The sequence below is a fragment of the Enterococcus sp. JNUCC 77 genome (genome assembly GCF_054819945.1).
The window spans coordinates 1,311,624-1,333,016 of sequence record NZ_JBTHIG010000001.1 but is presented as its reverse complement, the minus strand read 5'-3'; the positions used below and the strand labels follow the sequence as shown (position 1 = coordinate 1,333,016).

Annotated in this window: 23 protein-coding genes; 17 read left to right on the top strand and 6 right to left on the bottom strand. The window is 34.2% G+C overall.

The genetic code is table 11. The annotated features are described in order from the left end of the window. Positions 1-33: 33 nt before the first annotated feature. Positions 34-1,665, bottom strand: coding sequence for a phosphoenolpyruvate carboxykinase (ATP) (locus tag ACVWNY_RS06615; RefSeq protein ID WP_218325268.1), 1,632 nt, complete (start codon positions 1,663-1,665; stop codon positions 34-36). 136 nt (positions 1,666-1,801) lie between these two features. Between ACVWNY_RS06615 and ACVWNY_RS06610 the strand changes: the two genes are divergently transcribed. From ACVWNY_RS06610 to ACVWNY_RS06550, 13 genes are all read left to right on the top strand, one after another. Further along, on the top strand, positions 1,802-2,359 hold the full coding sequence (locus ACVWNY_RS06610) for a hypothetical protein (protein ID WP_218325269.1): 558 nt from the start codon (positions 1,802-1,804) through the stop codon (positions 2,357-2,359). 348 nt (positions 2,360-2,707) lie between these two features. After that, positions 2,708-3,721 (top strand): tryptophan ABC transporter substrate-binding protein, encoded by a 1,014-nt coding sequence (gene trpX / locus ACVWNY_RS06605; RefSeq protein WP_218325270.1) that lies wholly within the window; start codon positions 2,708-2,710, stop codon positions 3,719-3,721. Between the two features lie 2 nt (positions 3,722-3,723). Further along, complete coding sequence (locus tag ACVWNY_RS06600; RefSeq protein WP_218325271.1) at positions 3,724-4,608, top strand: ABC transporter permease; 885 nt, start codon at positions 3,724-3,726, stop codon at positions 4,606-4,608. Then, on the top strand, positions 4,608-5,381 hold the full coding sequence (locus ACVWNY_RS06595) for an ABC transporter ATP-binding protein (RefSeq protein WP_218325272.1): 774 nt from the start codon (positions 4,608-4,610) through the stop codon (positions 5,379-5,381). The genes ACVWNY_RS06600 and ACVWNY_RS06595 overlap by 1 nt, the downstream gene beginning before the upstream one ends. 348 nt (positions 5,382-5,729) lie before the next feature. Continuing rightward, positions 5,730-6,893, top strand: a complete 1,164-nt coding sequence (aroC, locus tag ACVWNY_RS06590) for a chorismate synthase (RefSeq protein WP_218325273.1) — start codon at positions 5,730-5,732, stop codon at positions 6,891-6,893. Positions 6,894-6,906: 13 nt separating this feature from the next. Continuing rightward, positions 6,907-7,971 (top strand): prephenate dehydrogenase, encoded by a 1,065-nt coding sequence (locus ACVWNY_RS06585; protein ID WP_218325274.1) that lies wholly within the window; start codon positions 6,907-6,909, stop codon positions 7,969-7,971. Positions 7,972-7,974: 3 nt separating this feature from the next. Next, the gene (aroA, locus tag ACVWNY_RS06580; RefSeq protein WP_218325275.1) at positions 7,975-9,255 is read left to right on the top strand and encodes a 3-phosphoshikimate 1-carboxyvinyltransferase; all 1,281 of its coding nucleotides are present in this window, start codon (positions 7,975-7,977) and stop codon (positions 9,253-9,255) included. After that, complete coding sequence (locus ACVWNY_RS06575; protein ID WP_218325276.1) at positions 9,252-9,755, top strand: shikimate kinase; 504 nt, start codon at positions 9,252-9,254, stop codon at positions 9,753-9,755. Before aroA ends, ACVWNY_RS06575 begins: the two co-directional genes overlap by 4 nt. Further along, on the top strand, positions 9,755-10,597 hold the full coding sequence (gene pheA / locus ACVWNY_RS06570) for a prephenate dehydratase (protein ID WP_218325277.1): 843 nt from the start codon (positions 9,755-9,757) through the stop codon (positions 10,595-10,597). The genes ACVWNY_RS06575 and pheA overlap by 1 nt, the downstream gene beginning before the upstream one ends. Before the next feature lie 97 nt (positions 10,598-10,694). After that, on the top strand, positions 10,695-11,921 hold the full coding sequence (locus tag ACVWNY_RS06565) for an LCP family protein (RefSeq protein ID WP_218325278.1): 1,227 nt from the start codon (positions 10,695-10,697) through the stop codon (positions 11,919-11,921). Between the two features lie 79 nt (positions 11,922-12,000). Next, complete coding sequence (locus tag ACVWNY_RS06560) at positions 12,001-12,849, top strand: DegV family protein (protein ID WP_218325279.1); 849 nt, start codon at positions 12,001-12,003, stop codon at positions 12,847-12,849. Between the two features lie 100 nt (positions 12,850-12,949). Next, the gene (locus tag ACVWNY_RS06555) at positions 12,950-13,429 is read left to right on the top strand and encodes a DUF6530 family protein (RefSeq protein ID WP_218325280.1); all 480 of its coding nucleotides are present in this window, start codon (positions 12,950-12,952) and stop codon (positions 13,427-13,429) included. A 16-nt stretch (positions 13,430-13,445) separates the two neighbouring features. Then, the gene (locus ACVWNY_RS06550; RefSeq protein WP_454071176.1) at positions 13,446-15,677 is read left to right on the top strand and encodes an AAA family ATPase; all 2,232 of its coding nucleotides are present in this window, start codon (positions 13,446-13,448) and stop codon (positions 15,675-15,677) included. Positions 15,678-15,727: 50 nt separating this feature from the next. Here ACVWNY_RS06550 and ACVWNY_RS06545 read toward each other — a convergent pair whose 3' ends face one another. The 3 genes from ACVWNY_RS06545 to ACVWNY_RS06535 are packed head-to-tail and all read right to left on the bottom strand — an operon-like array spanning position 15,728 to position 17,570. After that, complete coding sequence (locus ACVWNY_RS06545) at positions 15,728-16,267, bottom strand: TIGR01440 family protein (RefSeq protein ID WP_218325282.1); 540 nt, start codon at positions 16,265-16,267, stop codon at positions 15,728-15,730. A gap of 15 nt (positions 16,268-16,282) precedes the next feature. Then, entirely contained in the window at positions 16,283-16,777 is a 495-nt protein-coding gene (locus ACVWNY_RS06540) for an ECF transporter S component (RefSeq protein WP_218325283.1), read from the bottom strand. Position 16,778: 1 nt separating this feature from the next. Then, a complete protein-coding gene (locus ACVWNY_RS06535; RefSeq protein ID WP_218325284.1) occupies positions 16,779-17,570 on the bottom strand; it encodes a bifunctional hydroxymethylpyrimidine kinase/phosphomethylpyrimidine kinase in 792 nt (263 codons plus the stop codon). Positions 17,571-17,729: 159 nt separating this feature from the next. Between ACVWNY_RS06535 and ACVWNY_RS06530 the strand changes: the two genes are divergently transcribed. Both ACVWNY_RS06530 and ACVWNY_RS06525 read left to right on the top strand, forming a co-directional pair. Continuing rightward, positions 17,730-18,356 carry an NAD(P)H-binding protein gene (locus ACVWNY_RS06530; RefSeq protein WP_218325285.1) on the top strand — a complete coding sequence of 209 codons (627 nt, stop codon included), beginning with the start codon at positions 17,730-17,732 and terminating at the stop codon, positions 18,354-18,356. A 117-nt stretch (positions 18,357-18,473) separates the two neighbouring features. Then, the gene (locus ACVWNY_RS06525) at positions 18,474-19,022 is read left to right on the top strand and encodes a hypothetical protein (RefSeq protein WP_218325286.1); all 549 of its coding nucleotides are present in this window, start codon (positions 18,474-18,476) and stop codon (positions 19,020-19,022) included. A gap of 81 nt (positions 19,023-19,103) precedes the next feature. Here ACVWNY_RS06525 and ACVWNY_RS06520 read toward each other — a convergent pair whose 3' ends face one another. Then, on the bottom strand, positions 19,104-19,328 hold the full coding sequence (locus ACVWNY_RS06520) for a hypothetical protein (RefSeq protein ID WP_218325287.1): 225 nt from the start codon (positions 19,326-19,328) through the stop codon (positions 19,104-19,106). 34 nt (positions 19,329-19,362) lie between these two features. Here ACVWNY_RS06520 and ACVWNY_RS06515 point away from each other — a divergent pair, with 34 nt between their 5' ends. Both ACVWNY_RS06515 and ACVWNY_RS06510 read left to right on the top strand, forming a co-directional pair. Beyond that, the gene (locus ACVWNY_RS06515; protein ID WP_218325288.1) at positions 19,363-19,923 is read left to right on the top strand and encodes a GNAT family N-acetyltransferase; all 561 of its coding nucleotides are present in this window, start codon (positions 19,363-19,365) and stop codon (positions 19,921-19,923) included. Between the two features lie 76 nt (positions 19,924-19,999). Continuing rightward, complete coding sequence (locus ACVWNY_RS06510) at positions 20,000-20,236, top strand: DUF3923 family protein (protein ID WP_218325289.1); 237 nt, start codon at positions 20,000-20,002, stop codon at positions 20,234-20,236. A 284-nt stretch (positions 20,237-20,520) separates the two neighbouring features. Here the strand turns inward: ACVWNY_RS06510 and ACVWNY_RS06505 are convergent, their stop codons facing one another. Then, complete coding sequence (locus ACVWNY_RS06505; protein ID WP_454071175.1) at positions 20,521-21,072, bottom strand: restriction endonuclease; 552 nt, start codon at positions 21,070-21,072, stop codon at positions 20,521-20,523. Positions 21,073-21,393: the final 321 nt, after the last annotated feature.

The window sequence follows — 21,393 nt, the reverse complement described above, 5'->3', positions numbered from 1 at the left end:
TAAATCTATTATAAACAACTTCTTAAAAAAAACCTATTTTTCCAATTTTAGAATCATTTCTGTTAGCAGATCAGTCACTTCTGTTGGCAATTCAGTAAAAGGATTTAAGGCTTTTTCTTCGACAAAAACCAAACGGGTTTTCAAACTCGTTTTAAGTGCTTGTCGATATTTTTGATTATTAAAATCTGGTTCGTAGCCATCAATTTTTAAATACTCGATTTGCGGATATGGACCGAAAGTTTCAAATTCACCAGTTTTTGTTACAATATCTTCAATCCCTTTTAAAGTTACTTCTGGAGAAATATTTCGTTCGTTGAAACTGGCAGTGTTTAAAATATAACAGGTTGTTCCGTTAGTAAATAACGTTCTGAAATTTTGATAGTCTTCTGCCAAGGGATAGGTTCTAAATGGATTAGCAAAAGGTTCAATTATTAATTGATCGCTGACTTGAATATTTTCAGCGGTTGACCGTTTTGTCGCCAAAGTTACACCAAAAATAGCAGCCAAAGTCGGATCATTCAATTTTAAAATAGGTGGTAGAGTTTCGTCCTTCATGATCCAAAAAACACCATCAATTTTTTCGTTAATATGATCCTTTCGATCTTTTGTAGCAAAACGGCTTTTTATGCAGCGGCCGTTTACATTTCTGATATCTCCTGTTACTAAAACTTTTTGACCATTCTTATCTAAAGTTATACCAACATTTTCAGCAGTTAAAAAATATTTAATTGCAGCATGATCCATGGCATAGTCTTCAGTCTTATCAAAATAGGATGGTTCTAATGCTGTCGTCCCACCATCTTTTTGATTAATTACAAAAGCATCATCATGTAAAACAGTAATTGGGAATTTATTTCCATGATGAGACAAGGTGATTGTAGATTTTCCAGTTCCAGATAAACCAAATGCTGCCATGGTGTATTTACTATTAGGCAACTGAAATTGTTTCATTCCGCCATGACAAGCAATAAAGCCATTTCGGTGAGCAATTTGCCATGCTAAAGATAGGGTAGCTTTTTTAAGTTCACCAAAATATCGTAGGCCTAGAATAGCTCCACAATTATGTGCTGGATCTAAAATAACTAGGCCGTCAGGATAATCTGGATGTTGCCAATCAGGATCAGCATAAAAATATAAATCATTTTCATTAGGAAACTCTTGAGACTGCTCGTAGATATTTGTTAGATTTTGAGAAAATTCAAAATTCATCAAGTATTGAAATAGTTGCATCGGAAAATTTGCAGGAATCATTAAATGAGATTTAACCATAAAATCATTATGTAAACCTACGACCACAGATGACTTTAAAAAAATTTTCTCTTGTCCGTGATAAACAACTTCTCTCATCAAAGCAGAAAAATCCTTGTCTTCTTTAGTAGTTAAAATTAATTTTCGCGCGATGGCAGAGCGACCAACGATTTTACCATCATTAGTAATTAATACTTTGGCATCAGTTGGCAAACCTAATTTTTCCGGCTGATCAATAGGTAAATCGGTCACGATGGTCTGAGAATTTTCAAAAGCCAGCTGATAAGCAGCCGCTACATCTTTTATTTCCGTTACATTATTACCATAGAAAGCTGTCTCAATAGTTGTTTTAAAGCCACTTAAGCGAGGATTGTTTGAATGAATCTCTTTCCGATCAAATAAATGGTTACTACTCATAATAATCCCTCCAAGTCTAATTAATTTATTATTATCATATCATTTTTAGAATTTTCAGACAAAAATTTTTTATGTTTTCGTTTTATCAGAGTAGCAGTTTATTTTTTTTTCGTTATAATATAACTAGGGTGATAGAATGAAAAAGTTCTTCTTAAATTTTGGAGAGATACTCCAAAGGCTTTGGAAAGTTTTTTATTTAAAAGCAGAAGCCAACCAAAAAAAGACGATTGCTATTTTGATTATTTCAATTATGACAATTACTATAGGCATATTTTCTTTACAATATGTGAGAGAGGTTTCTCGCGCAACTGAAATTGAAACGACAGTTTACAATAAGATTGATACTAAATATATATTGCCTATGGATTACCAAAACTCTGACCAACAAATTAAAGATTCTAAAACGATAGCTGTCATGTTTTGTCAGCCTCATGGAGAGACCTATAAAAAAGTACTTGCTATTTTAAATGATCCTTCTCAGGAAGAAACATTGAATCGAAAATTTTATTTTTATCCAATTGTTTACCATAGTGACCAAATGGCTAAAGACTATCAAATTAATCCAAATCAAGTTACCTTTGTTTATTTTAAAAAAGGTGAAGAGAAAAATCGGTTTGTAGTAGAAGAAATGACTCACTTAAATAGTGAGTTTGTTCCAAAACTAAATCGATTATCCCAACGTTATTTAGATTAGTTAAAATATTTTTAATTTTATTTTAATAAATATGTTGACAATCTCATTTTCATTGGGTAAACTAATTTCAACATCAAAGAAGGAGTGAGCCACATGAAAAAAGCAAACTTATCTCAACAAAAGAATCGTTGGCAAAACTGGCGTAGATAAGTTGCGTTTATGGACTCATTTCATAGATGCAGCGTTTAGAACTATTCTAAATCTTGTATCTATGTTGGATGTATTTATTATGTACTTTCCCCGCATAGAGACCGATCTATGCGGTTTTTGTTTTTCGAGAGACAACTACCGTTATATTTAGGGTAGTTGTCTCTTTTTGCTTACATTAAAATATTAGGAGGAAATATTATGAAAAACAAAGGGATTATTGGTTCAATTATCGCAATAGCAGTTATTTTAATCGGAGTATTCGCTTATCAAATGGGTAGCCGTCAAACCACATCAAGTGCCACAACAGATTCATCAGAATTACAAACAGTTGGAATTTTACAATTTATAAGTCATCCTTCTTTAGACCAAATTAAAGATGGCGTAGTAGATGGTCTGAAAGATGCTGGATATGTTGATGGTGAAAATATCAAAATTGAATACTTAAATGGTCAAGGCGATCAAAGTAAATTAGATACCATGAGCCAACAATTAATCTCTAAGAATTCTGATGTTTTAGTTGGGGTAGCAACTCCGGCGGCTAAGGCTTTAGCTAATGCTACAAGTGATATTCCAGTAGTAATGGGTGCAATCTCAGATCCAGTTGGTTCTGGTTTGGTGAAGAGCCTAGAAGAACCGGGCAATAACGTTACAGGATTGAATAATTTATCACCAGTCAACCAACAAATTGAATTAGCAAAAGAATTATTACCAGAAGCAAAAACGGTTGGGATGATTTATTCTTCGTCTGAAGAAAACTCTTTAGCTCAAATTGCGAGAGCTGAGAAAAAAGCAGCTGATGAAGGTTACACTGTAAATAAATATGCGATTTCTTCAAGTAATGAAATTTCCCAAATTACACAACAAGCGGCTGGAGAAAATGATTTCTTATATATTCCACAAGATAATATTATCGCTAACGCATTTGATACATTGGTACAAGAAGCTGACAAGGCAAAAATTCCAGTCTTTGTATCTGTAGATAATATGGTGAAACAAGGCGGAGTAGCTACAGTGGGACAAAATCAATATCAAATGGGTATCGAAACAGGAAAAATTGCGGCTGAAATGTTGGCTGGAGCAGATCCAGCTAAAACACCAGTGACGGTGATTGATACAGGCGATACAATTATTAATGAAACAAAAGCAGCAGAACTTGGCATTACTATTCCAGATAATTTAAAAAACAAAGCAGAATTAGTTGAAGGAGACTAGCTATGATAATTTCGTCAATTGGACAAGGATTTATTTGGGGGATTTTAGGATTAGGAATTTTTATGACTTATCGTATTCTAGGTTTTCCAGATATGACAACAGAGGGATCATTTCCACTAGGTGGCGCGATTTGCGTCACCGCCATTGTTAATGGTATTCATCCGTTTTTTGCAACAATCTTAGGAATCTTGGCTGGTATGTGTGCAGGATTTGTTACGGGGATGCTTTATACTAAAGGAAAAATTCCAGTAATTTTAGCAGGAATATTAGTTATGTCTGGTTTAAACTCAGTGATGTTGTTTGTCATGCAAACACCAAATTTATCTTTGTTAAATCAGCCCAAACTACAAGACTTTTTTACTCAATTGAATCTACCAGATCACTTTGATATCGTGTTGATGGGATTAATTGCAGTTGGAATTATTTTTACCTTATTATTACTATTCTTCTTCACTGATTTTGGTCAAGCATATATCGTCACAGGTGATAATGAGACAATGGCTCGTTCGATTGGTATTAATACAAACGGCATGAAAGTAATTGGTTTAACCTTATCAAATGGTGTGATTGCACTGTCTGGAGCATTAATTGCTCAAAATGATGGTTACGCCGATATTGGAAAAGGAACAGGTGTGATTGTCATTGGTTTAGCGTCAATTATTATTGGAGAAGTAATCTTCGGCGAAGTTACTTTTGCAGAAAGATTAATAACGGTTATCTTGGGCAGTGTCATTTATCAATTATTAATTCTAGCAATTATTAAAGTTGGCTTAGATACGACTTATTTAAAAATCTTTTCGTCAATCATTTTAGCGATTTGTTTAATGATTCCAAGATTGAAAGAAGCATTGAACTTGAAAACAGGATTTGAAAAGGAGGCTAAGTGATGGAGGCATTAGAATTAAGACAAGCGAGCAAAACAGTTAATAATGGATTAAATGAATCGCGCCCAATTTTACGTGGGGTTGACTTAACGATAAAAACAGGAGACTTCATCACTGTCTTAGGTGGTAACGGTGCTGGAAAAAGTACTTTATTTAATAGTATTTCCGGTAGCTTGCCTCTGGATTCGGGTACCGTAAAAATTATGGATCACGATATTACAAAATTACCTGAAGAAAAACGGGCAAAATATATTTCTCGTGTTTTTCAAGATCCTAAAATGGGAACTGCTCCGCGTCTAACGGTAACTGAGAATCTAGCATTGGCTGAAAAAAGAGGTCAAAAGCGACCACTAAAAACTCGTAAAATATCACAAAAGAAAGAATTTTATTATAATTTATGTGCACAAGTCGGTAATGGCTTAGAAAATCATTTGGATACACCTACTGGATTTTTATCAGGCGGTCAAAGACAAGCGTTAAGTTTAATTATGGCTACTATCACAAAACCAGATTTATTACTTTTAGATGAACATACAGCCGCTTTAGATCCTAAGACAGCTCGACAGTTGATGACTTTAACAGATAAAATCATTAAAGAACAAAATCTGACTTGTCTAATGATTACTCATAAGATGGAAGACGCTATAAATTATGGTAATCGCATGATTGTGATGGAAAAAGGACAAATCATCAAGGATTTAAATGCATCTGAAAAGAGTCAATTAAGCTTGTCTGATTTGTTTTTATTTTTTGAAGAAGATGAATTGGCGTTGTAAAAATGGAAATACAATGAGAACTTTTTCAGAAAACTATAAAAAAACAATTGACTTTTCTCATATCGACACCTATACTAAGTCTAATCTTAACCAATTGGGAGCGAAAAATATGATTAATACTACTTTATCCCAACTGAATAATTTATACTTTAGCTATTTTAGATAGTTTGTATTCATGTGATTCATGGGTACGGACGAAGCAATTGTTTGTATCTATGATGGCTAAGGAACTTGTGTATGAAGTCAAGCCACGTAGAGAATCTATCTACTGTGGCTTTTTTATTTATTCAAAAAGCTCATTGTAGATAGCTACAATGAGTTTTTTAATTTTAGAAAAGAGGAAAAAAGATGCGCTATTTAACAGCAGGAGAATCCCACGGACCAAAACTTACTACAATTATTGAAGGTATTCCAGCCGGATTAACGGTTTCAGTTGATCAAATTAACCAGGAATTGACACGTCGCCAAGGCGGTTATGGTCGAGGCGGTCGTATGAAAATAGAAACCGATCAAGTAGAAATTACTGCCGGTATTCGACATGGAAAAACATTAGGTTCACCAATTGCTATGACAATTGAAAACAAGGATTGGAAAAATTGGACAAAAGTCATGTCAGTAACGCCAGTTGAGGATAAAATCGCTAGTCAAAGAAGAGTTGCAAAACCGCGTCCTGGACATGCAGATTTAGTGGGTGGAATGAAATATCAACACCGTGACTTGCGAAATGTTTTAGAACGTTCCTCAGCAAGAGAAACAGCTGTACGGGTGGCAATTGGGGCATTAGCCAAACAACTTTTAGCCAGCTTAGAGATTGAAGTAGCGAGCCATGTTGCAGTCTTAGGAGGCATTAAAGCAACGGTTCCAGAAGTTATCAGTGTAGCAGAAATTAAAGCTAAAGCTGCAGCTTCTGAAGTTCGAACGGTTGATCCGACGGTCGATGAAGCAATGAAAAAATTAATTGATGAAACCAAAAAAGCGGGAGATACTCTAGGCGGTGTCGTCGAAGTACGAATCGAAAATGTTCCTGCTGGATTAGGTAGTTATGTGCAATGGGATAAAAAATTAGATGGTAAATTGGCACAAGCGATGTTAAGTATTAACGCCTTTAAAGGAGTAGAATTTGGTATTGGATTTGATGCTAGTATGAAACCGGGTTCCGAAGTAATGGATGAAATTACCTGGAATGATACTGGTTTTCATCGGACAACCAATCATTTGGGTGGTTTTGAAGGTGGTATGACTAATGGCGAACAAATTATCGTTCGAGGAGTAAAAAAACCGATTCCTACTTTATACAAACCATTGATGAGCGTTGATATTGATTCGAAAGAACCATTTAAAGCCAGCGTAGAACGTTCTGATAGTACAGCAGTTCCTGCTGCCGCAGTTGTAGCTGAAAATGTGATGGCAACGGTGATTGCAAATGAATTATTGGAAAAATTTTCTTCCGATACTATGGAGGAATTGCAAATAGCAGTGAAAGAATATCGGGAAAGACTGCTAAAATTTTAGTGAGGTAAAATAAATGAAGGTTTTAATTGTAGGTTTAGGATTAATTGGCGCCTCCTTAGCTAAAGCGATCAAAAGACCGAATATGACGATATACGGTTGGGATCATTTAGCTGAGAGTAGAGATTTTGCAAAAACTCACGGGATAGTTGATGACTTATCCGATGACTTTGGTGAGATGGATATAATTATTTTATCAGTACCGATTCAGACGACTTTAGAATATTTAAAAAAATTAGCTAAAATTGAATTAAAAGATTCAGTGATTGTGACTGATACAGGAAGTACGAAAGAAAAAATATTCCAGCTTGCAGAAGATTTGCCCTTCACATTTATAGGTGGACACCCTATGGCAGGATCACACAAATCGGGCGTCAAGGCAGTTAATCAAAATTTATTTGAAGAAGCTTATTATATCTTGACTCCTAAAGTTGAGGATCAATCAGTTAACGTATTGCAGGAAATTTTGACGCCAACGAGAGCAAAAATAATTATCACTGACCCAGCAAGTCATGATGAAATCGTGGCAGTACTAAGCCATTTGCCTCATATTGTAGCTGCAGGATTAGTTAAAATGAGCGATCAATTAGCTGAAGACTATCCTCGAGCATCACAATTGGCAGCTGGTGGGTTTCGTGATATCACTCGTATTGCCTCTTCTGATCCAAGAATGTGGACAGATATCTTATTAACAAATCGTCAAACATTGCTGACATTATTAAAAAAATGGCAAGATGAAATCGAGAAAATTCAGCAATATTTGGTTGAAGAAGATCAAAAAGCGATATATGATTTTTTTAATCAAGCAAAATATTCGAGAGACCGTTTACCACATAAGAAACAAGGAGCTATACCGGCTTTTTATGATTTATATGTCGATATTCCAGATATTGCTGGAGCAATTGCGCAAATTACAACCATTATTAGTACAGCAGGAATTTCGATTACCAATTTGAAAATCCAAGAAACTAGAGAAGATATTTATGGTGTCTTGGAATTATCATTTAAAAATCAAGTAGATTTACTTCAAGGACAAAAATTAATTGCAGCGGAAAACTTTTGCTGTCGGGTGAGGAGTTAACAAATGAAATTATTACAAGCGGATCGTTTAATAGGAGAGTTAATGGTACCACCAGATAAGTCAATTTCTCATCGCAGTATTATGTTTGGTGCCATTAGCCAAGGAACAACGACAGTTCATAATTTTTTAACAGCTGAAGATTGCTTAAGTACGATTGATGTTTTTAAAGCATTAGGGGTAACCATTCAGAGAAAAGGTAGTGTAGTGACAGTTATTGGTTCTGGAATTGATGGCTTAGAACAACCTCATCAGGAATTAAACGCTGGAAATTCAGGAACGACTCTCCGTCTAAGTTTGGGTATTTTAGCTGCTTGTGGTTTTACATCAAAGATTGCAGGAGATCATTCTTTAAATAAACGTCCTATGGAACGAGTGATGTCTCCTTTAAGACAAATGGGGGCAAATATTAATGGGGAAAATCAGACTGGTTTGCCACCTATTACCATAACAGGCGGTAAATTAAAACCGATTGAATATATTATGCCTGTAGCAAGTGCCCAAGTGAAGTCAGCAATCTTATTTGCTGCACTGCAAACTGATGGTGAAACAACTATTATAGAGAAAGAAAAATCACGAAATCATACAGAAGAAATGATTGAACAATTTGGTGGAACAATAAAAGTTCAAGATAAAGTAATCAAAATAACAGGGAAACAAAAATTAGTTGGTCAAGAAATAACGGTGCCTGGTGATATTTCATCGGCTGCATTTTTCATTGTGGCAGGTCTAATTTTAAACAATAGTCAAATTACTTTGAAACAAGTGGGAATTAATCCGACACGTACCGGAATCATCGATGTACTAAAACAAATGGGTGGATCTATCACTTTTAGTCAAATGGATAAAAAAAATCAAGCGGCAGATTTAAAAGTCTCTACTAGCAAATTAAAAGCAGTTCAAGTAAAAGGTGAAATTATACCCCGCTTAATTGACGAATTACCAATTATTGCTTTGGCAGCTACTCAAGCTGAAGGAACAACCGTTATTTCTGATGCTGCTGAACTAAAAGTGAAGGAAACCAATCGGATTGATGTTACTGCTTCTGAACTAAATAAACTCGGTGCCAATATTGAAACCACAGAAGATGGGTTAATTGTCTACGGTCCGACCAAACTACATGGCGGAAAAGTTAGTAGTCATGGCGACCATCGAATTGGCATGATGTTACAAATTGCAGCATTACTTACAGAAGAAGTAGTCGAACTTGAAAATCCTGAAGCAATAAATATTTCTTATCCAACATTTTTTGATGATTTAGCGGAACTAAAGGAGGAAGAACAATGAGCGCAATTATTTTAATCGGATTTATGGGTGCAGGTAAAACAACTATTAGTAAAGAATTGGGAAAAACAACAAACGCGCAAGTTGTTGATATGGACGATGTGTTAGTGGAAAGAATTGGTCAACCAATTGCTGATTTTTTTGAAGAACATGGCGAACCGGCCTTTAGAAATCATGAAACAGATTTATTAAAAGAAGCAATTACTAAAAATTCAATTATTGCCACTGGTGGCGGTGTTATTTTACAAAAAGAAAACCAAAAAGTTTTGGTAGATAAAAAGGTTATCTATTTAAAAGCAAATGCGGATGTGCTAGTTGAAAGAATCCGAAATGACAAAACGAATATTCGACCAAATGCCATGAATAAAAATGATGGTGAAATTAAAAAATTGTATTTCAGTCGGGAAAAGTTATATGAAAAATTGGCTAAATTTACTATTGATACATCTGAAAAAACACCACAAGAAATTGTGGCTGAAATTCTTAATCAGGTAACTGTCTGATGAAAGTCGCCTATCTTGGTCCTAAAGGATCTTTTACTTATCAAGCGGTTAAAATGTATTTTAGTGGACAAGAAATAGAATTTATAGCTGTTGAAACCATTAATGAACTACTGGAAGTAAAGCAGCAAAACCAAGTAGATTGGGCCATGGTACCGGTGGAAAATACGATAGAAGGTTCTGTTTTACAAACTATTGATCAAATTTATCGTCGTTTGCCACAAATTAAAGCAGAAATAATTTTGCCGATAAAACAACAATTTTTAGTTGCAAAAAATAATCAAAAAAACTGGCAGAACATACAATTGATTTGTTCTCATCCACAAGCGTTAGCGCAATCTCAAGAATTTATTACTCAGTTTTTTCCGAGAATTGAAATTGAGCAAATGGCCTCTACTACTCAAGGAGCAAAAAAAGTTGCTGAACATCCCGACCAATTATTGGCAGCTATTGCCTCAAAAGAAGCAGCAGAAGAATATGATTTAGCAATTGTACAAAAAGATATTCAATCAATTTCAAATAATCAGACTAGGTTTTGGTTATTAGGAGATCAAGCATCACCAACAGAGTTGAAATATTTCCAGCAAAAAGCTACTGTTTTGGTTGATTTAGCTTTAAACCAACCAGGTTCTTTACACGAAATATTGGTGGTATTTCATCAGTTAAATATTAATTTAAGTAAGATTGAGTCTCGCCCTCAAAAGACTAAGCTAGGAGAATATTTTTTTATTATTGATATTGATGTACCAACCGATCAAACCGTGCTTGAGGAAGCTTTAAAAGCTTTAAATCAGCAAAATAATCGTGTGACTTTATTAGGTAATTATCCGACTTATCAGCTCTAGTTGGATGATTTACCTAATTTTTTCTTATATTTTTAAAAATCTGACTGACAAAGGTACAATAATTTGTTATTTTTATTTTGCGAAGGATGGTGGACCCATGAGTCGAATGGACCGCAATAAAAAAATTCATGAGGAAAGCGAAAAAGTCCAGCGGAAAGAAGAACGTAAGAAAAAAGCTTTTCGCCGTGAGAAGACGACTGATGAATTTGAAAAAGAAACAACTCTCCACAACAAAACAGAAACTGAAGCAAAAAATGATAATTTTTTAGATACGGCTGATTTAAATTATTTAGAGAACTTAGATAATCCCTTTAAACAGAAAAATCAACAACGTGAATATCAAAAATCAACTTATCAAGAACCTATTCAAAAAAATAAAAAAAGATTTCCGTTAGCTTGGAAGAAAAAAACCAAAGACCCAAATCAACCACGCAAAAAAAGAAATTGGAAGAAAAATATTCTAAGGATTTTGATTTTTTTAATTGGCTATTCGTTGGTGACTTTTGCGATTGGGAATTTCCAAGCAAAACATGATGCTACAATGCCAGCCATCGAGACACAGGAATTTGCTGGTGCTAAGTCAGAAGATGGAACGAGTAATATCTTATTATTAGGTAGCGATACTCGGGATAATGTGAGCGGTCGTTCAGATTCTATGATGGTTTTGCAAGTAGATGGTAGCGGAAAACCGAAACTAGTATCATTTATGCGAGACATGTACGTAAGCATTCCTGGTGTTGGTGAGAATAAATTAAATGCTGCTTATGCTTATGGCGGAGCTGATTTGGTTCGCCAAACATTGTTAGAAAATTTCGGAATTAATTGTCGCTATTATGCCATGGTAGATTTTCAAACTTTTGAAAAAGGAATCGATGCACTCTTTAGTAATGGTGTGAAGATTGATGCTGAAAAAGATATGAGTTCTTATATTGATGAACCAATTTCTCAAGGAGAGCAACAAATGAATGGTCATACTTTACTGAACTATGCTCGTTTTAGAATGGATGAAGAAGGCGATTTTGGTCGTGTAAGAAGGCAGCAACAAGTAATGACAGCTGTTTCTAGCCAAATAAAGAATCCACTGGTCTTAATCAAAGCACCTTATGCAATGGGAAAAGTTTTTGGATATTTATCAACTGATATTAGTAACTTTTACATTTTTACCCATTTATTTGGTTTTGCAAAAATGGCAGGTGGAATTGATCGTTTAACCCTACCAGTTGATGGTTCTTGGAGCTATATTGATACTGATAATGCAGGGAGCGCTCTAGATGTTGACAATGCAACCAATAGTGCACAAGTTCAAGCCTTTTTGGCAAAGTAAGAAAAATCTTATTTCAATGAACTTTAGATTATGCTATATTTTATTTATTGCAAAATTTTAATTAAGTGAGGATATTTAGATGAAATTAGCGATCGTGACAGATAGCAGTGCCTATCTCAGTGAACGCATTAAAGACCATAAAAATTTATTTGTTATTCCAATTCCTGTGATTATTGATGGCAAACCCTATGATGAAGGGATTGATATTACTTATGAAGACTTTTATCGTCGATTGAATGAAACCAAAGAATTTCCAACAACTTCCCAGCCAGCTTTAGGAGAAGTAATCGAGATTTATAAAAAAATCAAAAATCTAGGATATGATACGATTATCAGTATTCATTTATCAGAAGGAATTTCTGGTTTTGTCCGTATTCTAGAATCAATTAAGGACGAAATAGATGGCTTGACTGTCATTCCTTACGATTCAACAATCACGAGTGTACCGATGGGTTATATGGTTGAAAAAGCACTAGAGCTTAACGACCAAAATAAAACTTTGCCGGAAATACTAGCAGGAGTAGACCATATTCGTGATACAACGAATGCTTATATTATTGTTGATGATTTGAATAATTTGGTTCGAGGTGGTCGTTTAACTAACGGAGCAGCGATAATTGGAGGATTACTGAAAATAAAACCAATCCTGACATTTACCAATGGTAAAATTGTCTTAGCCGAGAAGATTCGTTCTTTGAAAAAAGCTTTACAACGAACGGAAGAAATTATTGAGAACCATCGCCAAGCAAGTAATGAAGAGTTGCGAATTTATGTGATTCATGCCAATAATCCAGATCTTGCAAAACAAGAATTAGAAAAATTAAAAATCAAATATCCGGAAGCAACGATTGAAGTGGGCACTTTTGGACCAGTTATTGGGACACATTTAGGTGAAAAAGCAATTGCTTTAGGCGTTTCCAGCATGTAAACTACTAGATTTTTTAGTAGTTTTTTCTTTGCATAATTTTAGATTTATAGTACTATTTTAGTAATTTAGTAAATTACTAGTTTAGTAAGGGAGTAATAAGATGAAAATACCAACAAATTTAAAACACAAACCAGTTTTTTTAGTTGAGGATTACGATAAAATTGATGGTCATCATGCATGGGAAAGTGATGCAAAAGGCTTAACACTAGGCTTAGCTCAATGGAATGATCGGGGAAAAGTTGATATTTCAGGTAAAGTTTGGCGTCATACTGGAGAAAAATGGTCACGCCAATCAGAAGAATTACCGATTAGCAGAATTCTAGATTTGGCAATTTTAGTTGCTCGTTCTAGTTTATATTTACAAGATGCTTATCGTTTCGAAAAGTTTTATGATCCTGAAAATCCAGTAGTAGATATCATTGGACTACAAGGTGGCCGTATGACGGTAGAAGTTGATACAGAGAATCCCAAAATTGATGAAGATATTATTTTGTTCAATGACACAATGAATAAAGATGGCGAGTTAATCGGAGAACGATTTCGAACTTTGAGTCGCTTATTAGAAGAATTAGGTTATTAAAAAAGGAGTGACTCTTATGAATACAAGTTATTCTGTCACAAAAAATCGTTGGTTTTCTAAGATTGAGCAGCAAATGATTTGGCAAAAACCAAAAAGTCATCAGACAAGTGCTGAAGAAATTCGGATTGCCCAAGAAATTAAAACAAACTGGGATGATCCCGAAATGAAAATAAACAATATTCTATTGGAAGGAGATGCCGGATCGGGTAAGACGCAACTGGCACGTGCACTATCGGCCGATTTGCAATTACCTTATACTAAGGTCACTTGTTTTGCTGATATGGATAAAACCGATGTGTTTGGTGCTTTATTACCGGTGGTTAGTTCTGATGATGAATTAGATCATGAATTATTAGAGGCTGTTTATCAGACTGAAACTTTAAGTGAAGTTTTACGTTTAGTGGCGCAACATTACAGTATTAGTCAAGATCAAGCAAAGGTTCGTCTAGCTCAATTAATTGAGCGTTTAACTGACGATGAAAATATTCGACCGGTGCAATATAAATTTTATCCTTCTGAAATTGTTCGTGCAATGGAAAAAGGTTATCTGCTGGAGATTCAAGAGCCAACAGTGATTCGAGATGCTTCTGTCTTAGTAGCATTGAACTCTGCTTTGGAGAGTAATGGCCTGTTAAATTTACCAACTGGTATGATCAGCCGCCATGATGATTGCGTCGTAGTGATTACCACCAATAGAAATTATCAAGGTAATCGCCCATTAAATGAATCTTTAAGAGACCGCGTGCAGCATGCGGAAAAAATGGATTTACCTGCAATTGGGGTAATGATTGAACGGGCAAAAAGTAAGACCGGCTTTACCGATGAAGATTATTTAAAAGTTATGGCTGAAATCATCCGCTTATTAGATGAAACCGCAAAAGCAAATGCCGTTAAAGGTGTGGCGGGTATGCGTTCTTACTTTTATTGGATCAATAGTTTGAAACAAGGGCAAGATCCGTTAGAAAGTCTTTATCCGAAAGTTTTATATAAGTTGACTACTGATGAATTGGAACTAACTATCTTAACGGATACTCTAGAATCGAGCGGCTTGATTGCTCAATTACAACAAATTAAAAATCAACAAAAATTGAACCACGTTTCAGGGCGAAAAATAAGCCAAGCAGAGGCTGAGAAACGAAATATTACAGCTGAAAGTGAGGAAGCAAATCTTGTAGCGCCAACGGAGCTAGAAAATATAGATGCAAACGAATCTTCTGAAAAGGAAACAGTAGCAGAAAAAAAACCAGAACAAAATGACAAAATAAATTTTTCAGAAGACCAAAGAACGCAAAAAGCGGCAGAGAGTCAAGAAGCTTTTATTTCTGAGGAAGAAAAAATTGGCTCTGCAATGTCATTAGCAGATCAGGCCGAATTAGATAAAAACAAACGAAAAGAATTGAACAAAATCACTAGAGAAATTCTTAAAGAAACCATCCATGCTAAAGAAGGAACGATTACTCATCGACCTAAAATAACTACTGAATCAATTCAAGAAGGTAAAGAATTAACTCAAGCAGTATTGCCAGAAGTAGATAGCTTGAGTCGTGTGATTAATGATATTTTGAACAAAGAAGAAAGTAACGAATTTAGCAGTGGTAAATATTATGGATCTCGATTTAATGCTAGTCATGTTGCTTACGGTGACTTACGTAATTTTGATAAAAAAAATCCACCAAACGAAAACCCATCTTTGGCTTTAGCGGTAAGAGTTGATGAGTCTGGCTCAATGTTACGGGATGGTCGAATAGAACAGGCAAAATTAGCTGCCATTGCCGTTAGCTTATTTGCAGAAGCAGTCAAAATTCCTTATATGCTTTATGGTGATTCTGCAGATGTTAGTCAGAGAGAAAAAACATCTCTTTATTCTTATAAAGAATTTGACGATAGTTACGATTTTATCGCAGCAAAAGTTGCGACAATGAAGCCGCGACAAAATAATCGCGATGGTGTTGTCTTAAAAGTAATGGCTGAAAAGTTATCTCGACAAACAGCTGATACAAAAGTTTTACTTTCGATCAGTGATGGTCAGCCAAAAGCACTCCCTGATTACACTGGTGAAAAGGCTAAAAAAGATATTCAACAAGTCTTGGCAGACTATGAACGAAAAGGGATTCTTTTTCTAGCCTGTGCCATTGGTGAAGACAAAGAACAAATTAAAGAATTATATGGTGAAAGTAATTTTGTAGATATTAGTGATTTAAATCAGCTTTCTCAACAATTGCTGCATTTAATTGCTCGATTTATTTAAAAAAAACAGGAAGCTAAGAGATTTTTTTCTCTTAACTTCCTGTTTTTTTCTTAATAAGTTGCTCTAGGTCCACCAATATATTTTGGCCGGTTGCGTAGGGCTGTGACATGGGCGCCACCAAGTTCTTTAATACTTGGTCTTACAGGTACTTGGACATGTTTAACATGCATGCCAATAGAAGTATCACCAATATCAATCCCAGCATCAGCAACAATATGCTCAACCTCAACGGGATCTGTAAATTGTTCAAAAGCTGCTACTGAACACGCACCTCCAGCATGTAAAGCCGGTTTGACATTAACAATTTCCCAATCTTTTTTTTCAGCTAACTCTCTTTCAACAACCAATGCACGATTGATGTGCTCACATCCTTGGACTGCTAAAAAGATGCCTTTTGAATCCAGGATACCTTTTAAAGTTTCAATGACCCATTGACCAACTTTTTGACTGGAATTTTTTCCGATTGTACCGCCAACTATTTCACTAGTCGTACAACCTAAGACAAAAACTTGTCCAGCTTTTAAGTTGGCAACTGATAGAAGATCTTCTGTAATAGTGGTTAGTTGTGCTTGTAATTCTTTTTTCTCCATGATAAAAACTTCCTTCTAATGATATTGTAGTTTTGAAAATACTTTGTTGAGACTTTGGTAAAGTAACATAGTAACGGCAATCCCAAAAATGTTTTGAACCAAATTTGAGGGAATCGAAATAATTCCAGCCGGCCAAGTATAAAGTAAGGCTGTCGCTAAAGCATACCCTGTAATCATTACTAATGAAGCTAAGGTGAATCCAATCAGCATTCCTTTAAAGTTAGGCCATTTACGATAAATGAAGCCCAGGGTTAATCCTTGTAAGCCGTGGATAACAAATGAAAAAATCATCCACTGAGGATAACCAGATAATAAATCAATCATACCACCAGAAAAAGCGCCCACTAAAAATCCAGCCAAAGGTCCCAAAAATAAACTTGCAGAATAGATACCAACTTCACACAATGTTACAAAGCCATTGGTAGCGGGAATAGGGATGATTACAATTAATGATAATGCCACAGTTAAAGCTACTAGCATTGCGATTCTTGTCAAATTACGAATTTTCACATTAAATATCCTCCAAACTTAAGCCACGCCAAACATTGCCAGCACCATTTTTTAACGTGACGCCTCGTTTTATTGCTTGATATACGAAATCTTTACTATTTAATACAGCATCAAGTAGTGATTGATCTAAAGCTAAGTTAGCTGCAATCGCTGAAGCGAAAGTGCACCCAGCACCATTGACAGTCTTTTTATTAATTTTGGTTTTTTGTAAAACTTGACACTGCGTACCATCAAAAAATAGATCGCAGGCCAATTCTCCAGCTAATCGTTCACCACCTTTAATAATCACCGATTGCGGACCAAAAGAATAAATTTTTTGGGCGGCTTGCTGCATTTCAGCTAGATTACTAATTGATTGTTGGCTTAGAAGTTCAGCTTCCTTCAAGTTTGGTGTAACAATTGTTGCCAATGGAAATAGCTCATTAATTAGTTTTTCACGGTATTGATTATTGTGAATCTCATCAGTTTCTTTAAAAGCTAAAACAGGGTCTAAAACAATGGGCACTTGAGATTCTTGTAAAAATTTCTTGATTAGTGTCATTGTTTCTAAGTTATGAATAAGTCCAATTTTTATCGTATCCAAAACCACGTTATTTTTAAGTGTATTTAATTGTTTTGCAACTAAATCTGGTTCTACATCATAAATGTTGAATTCATTTTCTAACAGCACAGCGATGCAAGTAATTACCGTTAAACCAAAAGTATCAAAATCTTCAAATGTTTTTAAATCTGCTTGTAAACCACCACCAGCTAAAGTATCAGACCCGGCAATAGTTAAAATATTTTTTGTCATATTATTTACTCCTTGCATTTATTATAAGCGTCCTCAAAAAGATAGAAACAGCCAATTGGTTTATTTTCAACTCATCCAATTGTAAGGTAAATCTTTTTAATTGTGTATTTATTTAAAAAAAGTTATGCTTTTTTCATAACTCAAGGAGGCAGTATTAATATGAAGATATTTGTAGCAGGTGCAACAGGTCGTGTCGGACAAATTTTAATTAAACAATTAGCTGATAAAGGTCATACAGTTTATGCCGGTGCAAGAAGAGAAGAAGAAATTGAAAAAAATGAAAAAATTCATCCAGTACATATGAATTTACATTCAACAGTCGCTGAATTAACTAAACTACTATCTGATGTAGAAGTTGTTTATTTCGTAGCAGGATCAAGAGGAAATGATTTGCTTCAAACTGATTTAAACGGTGCGGTAAAATTGATGGAAGCAGCAAACCAAGCAGGAATAGCACGCTTTATTCACTTAAGTGCACTTCATTCGTTAGTACCAGAACAATGGCCAGAAAGCATTCCAGATTATTACGTGGCAAAATTCTTTTCTGATAAATGGTTAATCGATCAAACAGATTTAGATTACACAATCGTTCAACCTGGTAGTTTAGAAGAAACGGTTGGTAGTGGTAAGATTACAACAAATGTGACTGGTTTCAGTAAAAACTCAATCGAAAATGTTGCCAGTGTATTAGCAGAAGTATTGGACAAAACAAATACAATTAAAAAACTAATTTCGATGGGTGACGGTGACACTCCAATTGAAGAAGCAATCAAAAATATTAAATAATATCGAAATAAAGTAACGGACTATTATAGTTCGTTACTTTTTTCAATTTAGAATGCTCAAAAGACAAATTCATGATAAAATACATAAAGATAATTAAAGAAAAGGGGAGGGAATCGAATGATTAAGCTTAAGCATCTGAGTCGATATTATCGAAAAGAAAAAAATTATTCGAAATCCGAGGCAAGAAAACTTGCTGAAAAAACTCAACCTTCTCTTGAAGCAGCAGAAAATATATACCTATCAATATATGATGAGACGCAACCTAAATTCTATGAAAAGAGTTCAAAAGAAAAAAAATGGTATGCCTATCAATGGGTTAGCTTAATTATCTTCGCCATTTATTTTTTAATTGTTTTAAGAAATGGCTTTTTTACTAGAACAGCTAGTTTCAGTCATTTTTTTTTGTTGGTTTTAGCCGGGAATTTATATAATGCAATCCGTGTGAATTTAAAAATAAATCAAATGTTACATGAACAAAGGATAGCTGCAGTTTTAGAAAGTGATTTAATCGTAAATGAAAAATTAGCGGATGTCGAAAAGCTAAAAAAAAGGATCTTTCGTCAAGAACAAAAGGGAAATGAATTACGCTTAGCTCGAGAAAAACAAGCCAGAGACTTAGAAATAGTAAAAAAACAAAATAAAAAAGAAACGTCTAAGGATAAATAGGCGCTTCTTTTTTAACTATTAAAGATTAAAATAAAAATATCGCAAAAGAAATATAGAATTATAAAATCGAGTAGTAAAGGATTATTGATCTTTTATTTTATAAGAAAATGTTGCTTTTTCTTGAGGTACTTGGTCATCAAGATTAAATAATAAATGTTCATTGTTTTGTTCGTCATGAACTATAATTAATTTCCCTTTTAAATTTTTCCGACGATCTTCTTCGATTTGAGCTGTACGAATCAATTCTTTCTCATCTTTGCTAGAAGCTAATGCATTTCCTAAATTAAAAAAGATAGTTTCTTCCATAATAAATCCTCCATTCATTTTAAGGAGCCAAAACATGTATCTAACTGATAATCAGATTGAAATAAAGAGTATCACAAAAAAACAATTATTTGAACTATGGTCATTAGCATATAACAAATCAGCTGATTTGTCATGGCGTAAATATGATGATCCTTATATACCGAATCCACTTTTCTTGACTTGGGAAACTTTCCAAACTGATTTAGCAGAAAAAATGTTGGAAAATCCTCATTGTGGATTGATCTATTTTGATAAGAAGATCATTGGTTTAGTTACTGCTTATTGGAAAGATGGGCAATTACAGCGTTGGTTAGAAGTGGGCATTGTTGTCTATGACTTTGAATTTCGGAATCATGGTATCGGAGAAAAAAGTCTTCGCTTATGGATCACTTACTTATTTCAGTTACATCTACATATTCAACACATCGGATTGTCTACTTGGTCGGGAAACCATAGCATGACTCAATTAGCAAAAAAATTAAAATTAGTCGAAGAAGCTTGTATTCCTAAAGTCCGTTTTTACCGAAATAACTATTATGATGCTCTTCAATATGGCATTTTAAAAACCGATTGGCAAAAAATAAATAATCTATAAATTTTCTTAAGAAGATATGCTAAAATATAATTATGTAGATGCTTTGCCAATTAAATTTGAAAAGTAGGGTAGAAAGATGAAAATTTGGTGGTGTTTAAATGTTGTTTGGTTGCTACTATTTGGATATGGTGCTTATTGGTTTTTGACCCAAAAAAATGACTGGACAGGGACGCCACAGACATTGGAAAGCCGAATTTTATCAATTATCGCCTTAGTTGTTGTTTTCTTAGTTATATTATTAATTCAATTGATTATTGGTTTTTTTATTGCAAAGCATAAAAACAAAAAAGGACAGCAAACAAATCAAGTTTAAGCAAAGTCATCAATTAATCTGATGACTTTTTTATATGGAACAAAACTAGCTTTTTCAGAAGGGCACGTTGGATAAACGACCTGAAGGGGTCCAGCTACGAACGGAGTTCTGGTATTAGAAACAAGATTCCGGATTCCGTCGTGTCTAATTGAGGCGTCGCAGCAGGCCTAATAACGATCCTAGAGTGTAAAAAAAGGTATTATGTAGCAATTAAATGCCAAGTTCAAATTTTTATAAAAAATCATAAATTATCCAGTATGATAAAGATACACGGCAAATATTTTTTACTTAGCTGCAGACTGTTCTAATGAGACTTTTTCTATCATTCTAGTTATTGTGTTTCTATCCCAAAGTTCAACGTTAATTCTTTTTGCTAATTCTTGTGCAGGTTTTGTAAAATAATTGTTAGTTATAACCACGGCAATATCCAATGAATAATATCCAATTCCAGCATGAACTTCCTGAATTGCTTTATTACCAACTTTTTTCTTCCAGCGCTTGCATTGAAATCCATATTTAATCCCATTTTTTGTAGCTATGATGTCAATTCCTTGGTCATATTTAGGTGTTAATTTTATGTTTTGAAACTCGTTTTTCTTTAAAAGATAAGAAATGTATTCTTCAAAATCATAGCCGGTCATTACGTCAATTGACTCTAATTGAGCGCGAGAAAAACGTTTTTTCTTACTAATTATAGGGTAAAAAGTTGTAAAAAGAGCAACTAGAATTATTATAATTGCCAGATAGAAAATATATGGTGATAATGTGCCTAAATGAAAATATAAGACAATAAGCGCAATTCCCAAAATAATCCCTGAAAAAGAGTCTGATTTCATAAAAAAATCCTTTCTTTCTTGTTAAATTAGGGACAGTATATCATATTTTAAATAGTTATTAATGATAATAATAGGAATATTTTTTTGTTCTTACTTTTGATTCTTCAAGGCGTTTTAGAGTAAGCTTCGGATAGAAAGATTTTTATAAAGGTGAAATAGTTAGTAATTAGATTATTAACTAGATTCATAGATTATTAAAGTCTGGCTGGATATTGCTGATTTACCAGATAAGTTTTAAATATAGCTTTGTATAATGTATATTATGTAAACTAAGTAGTAAAAAAGCGAATATCTTTTTATAAAGTGCAACAAATTATTGCC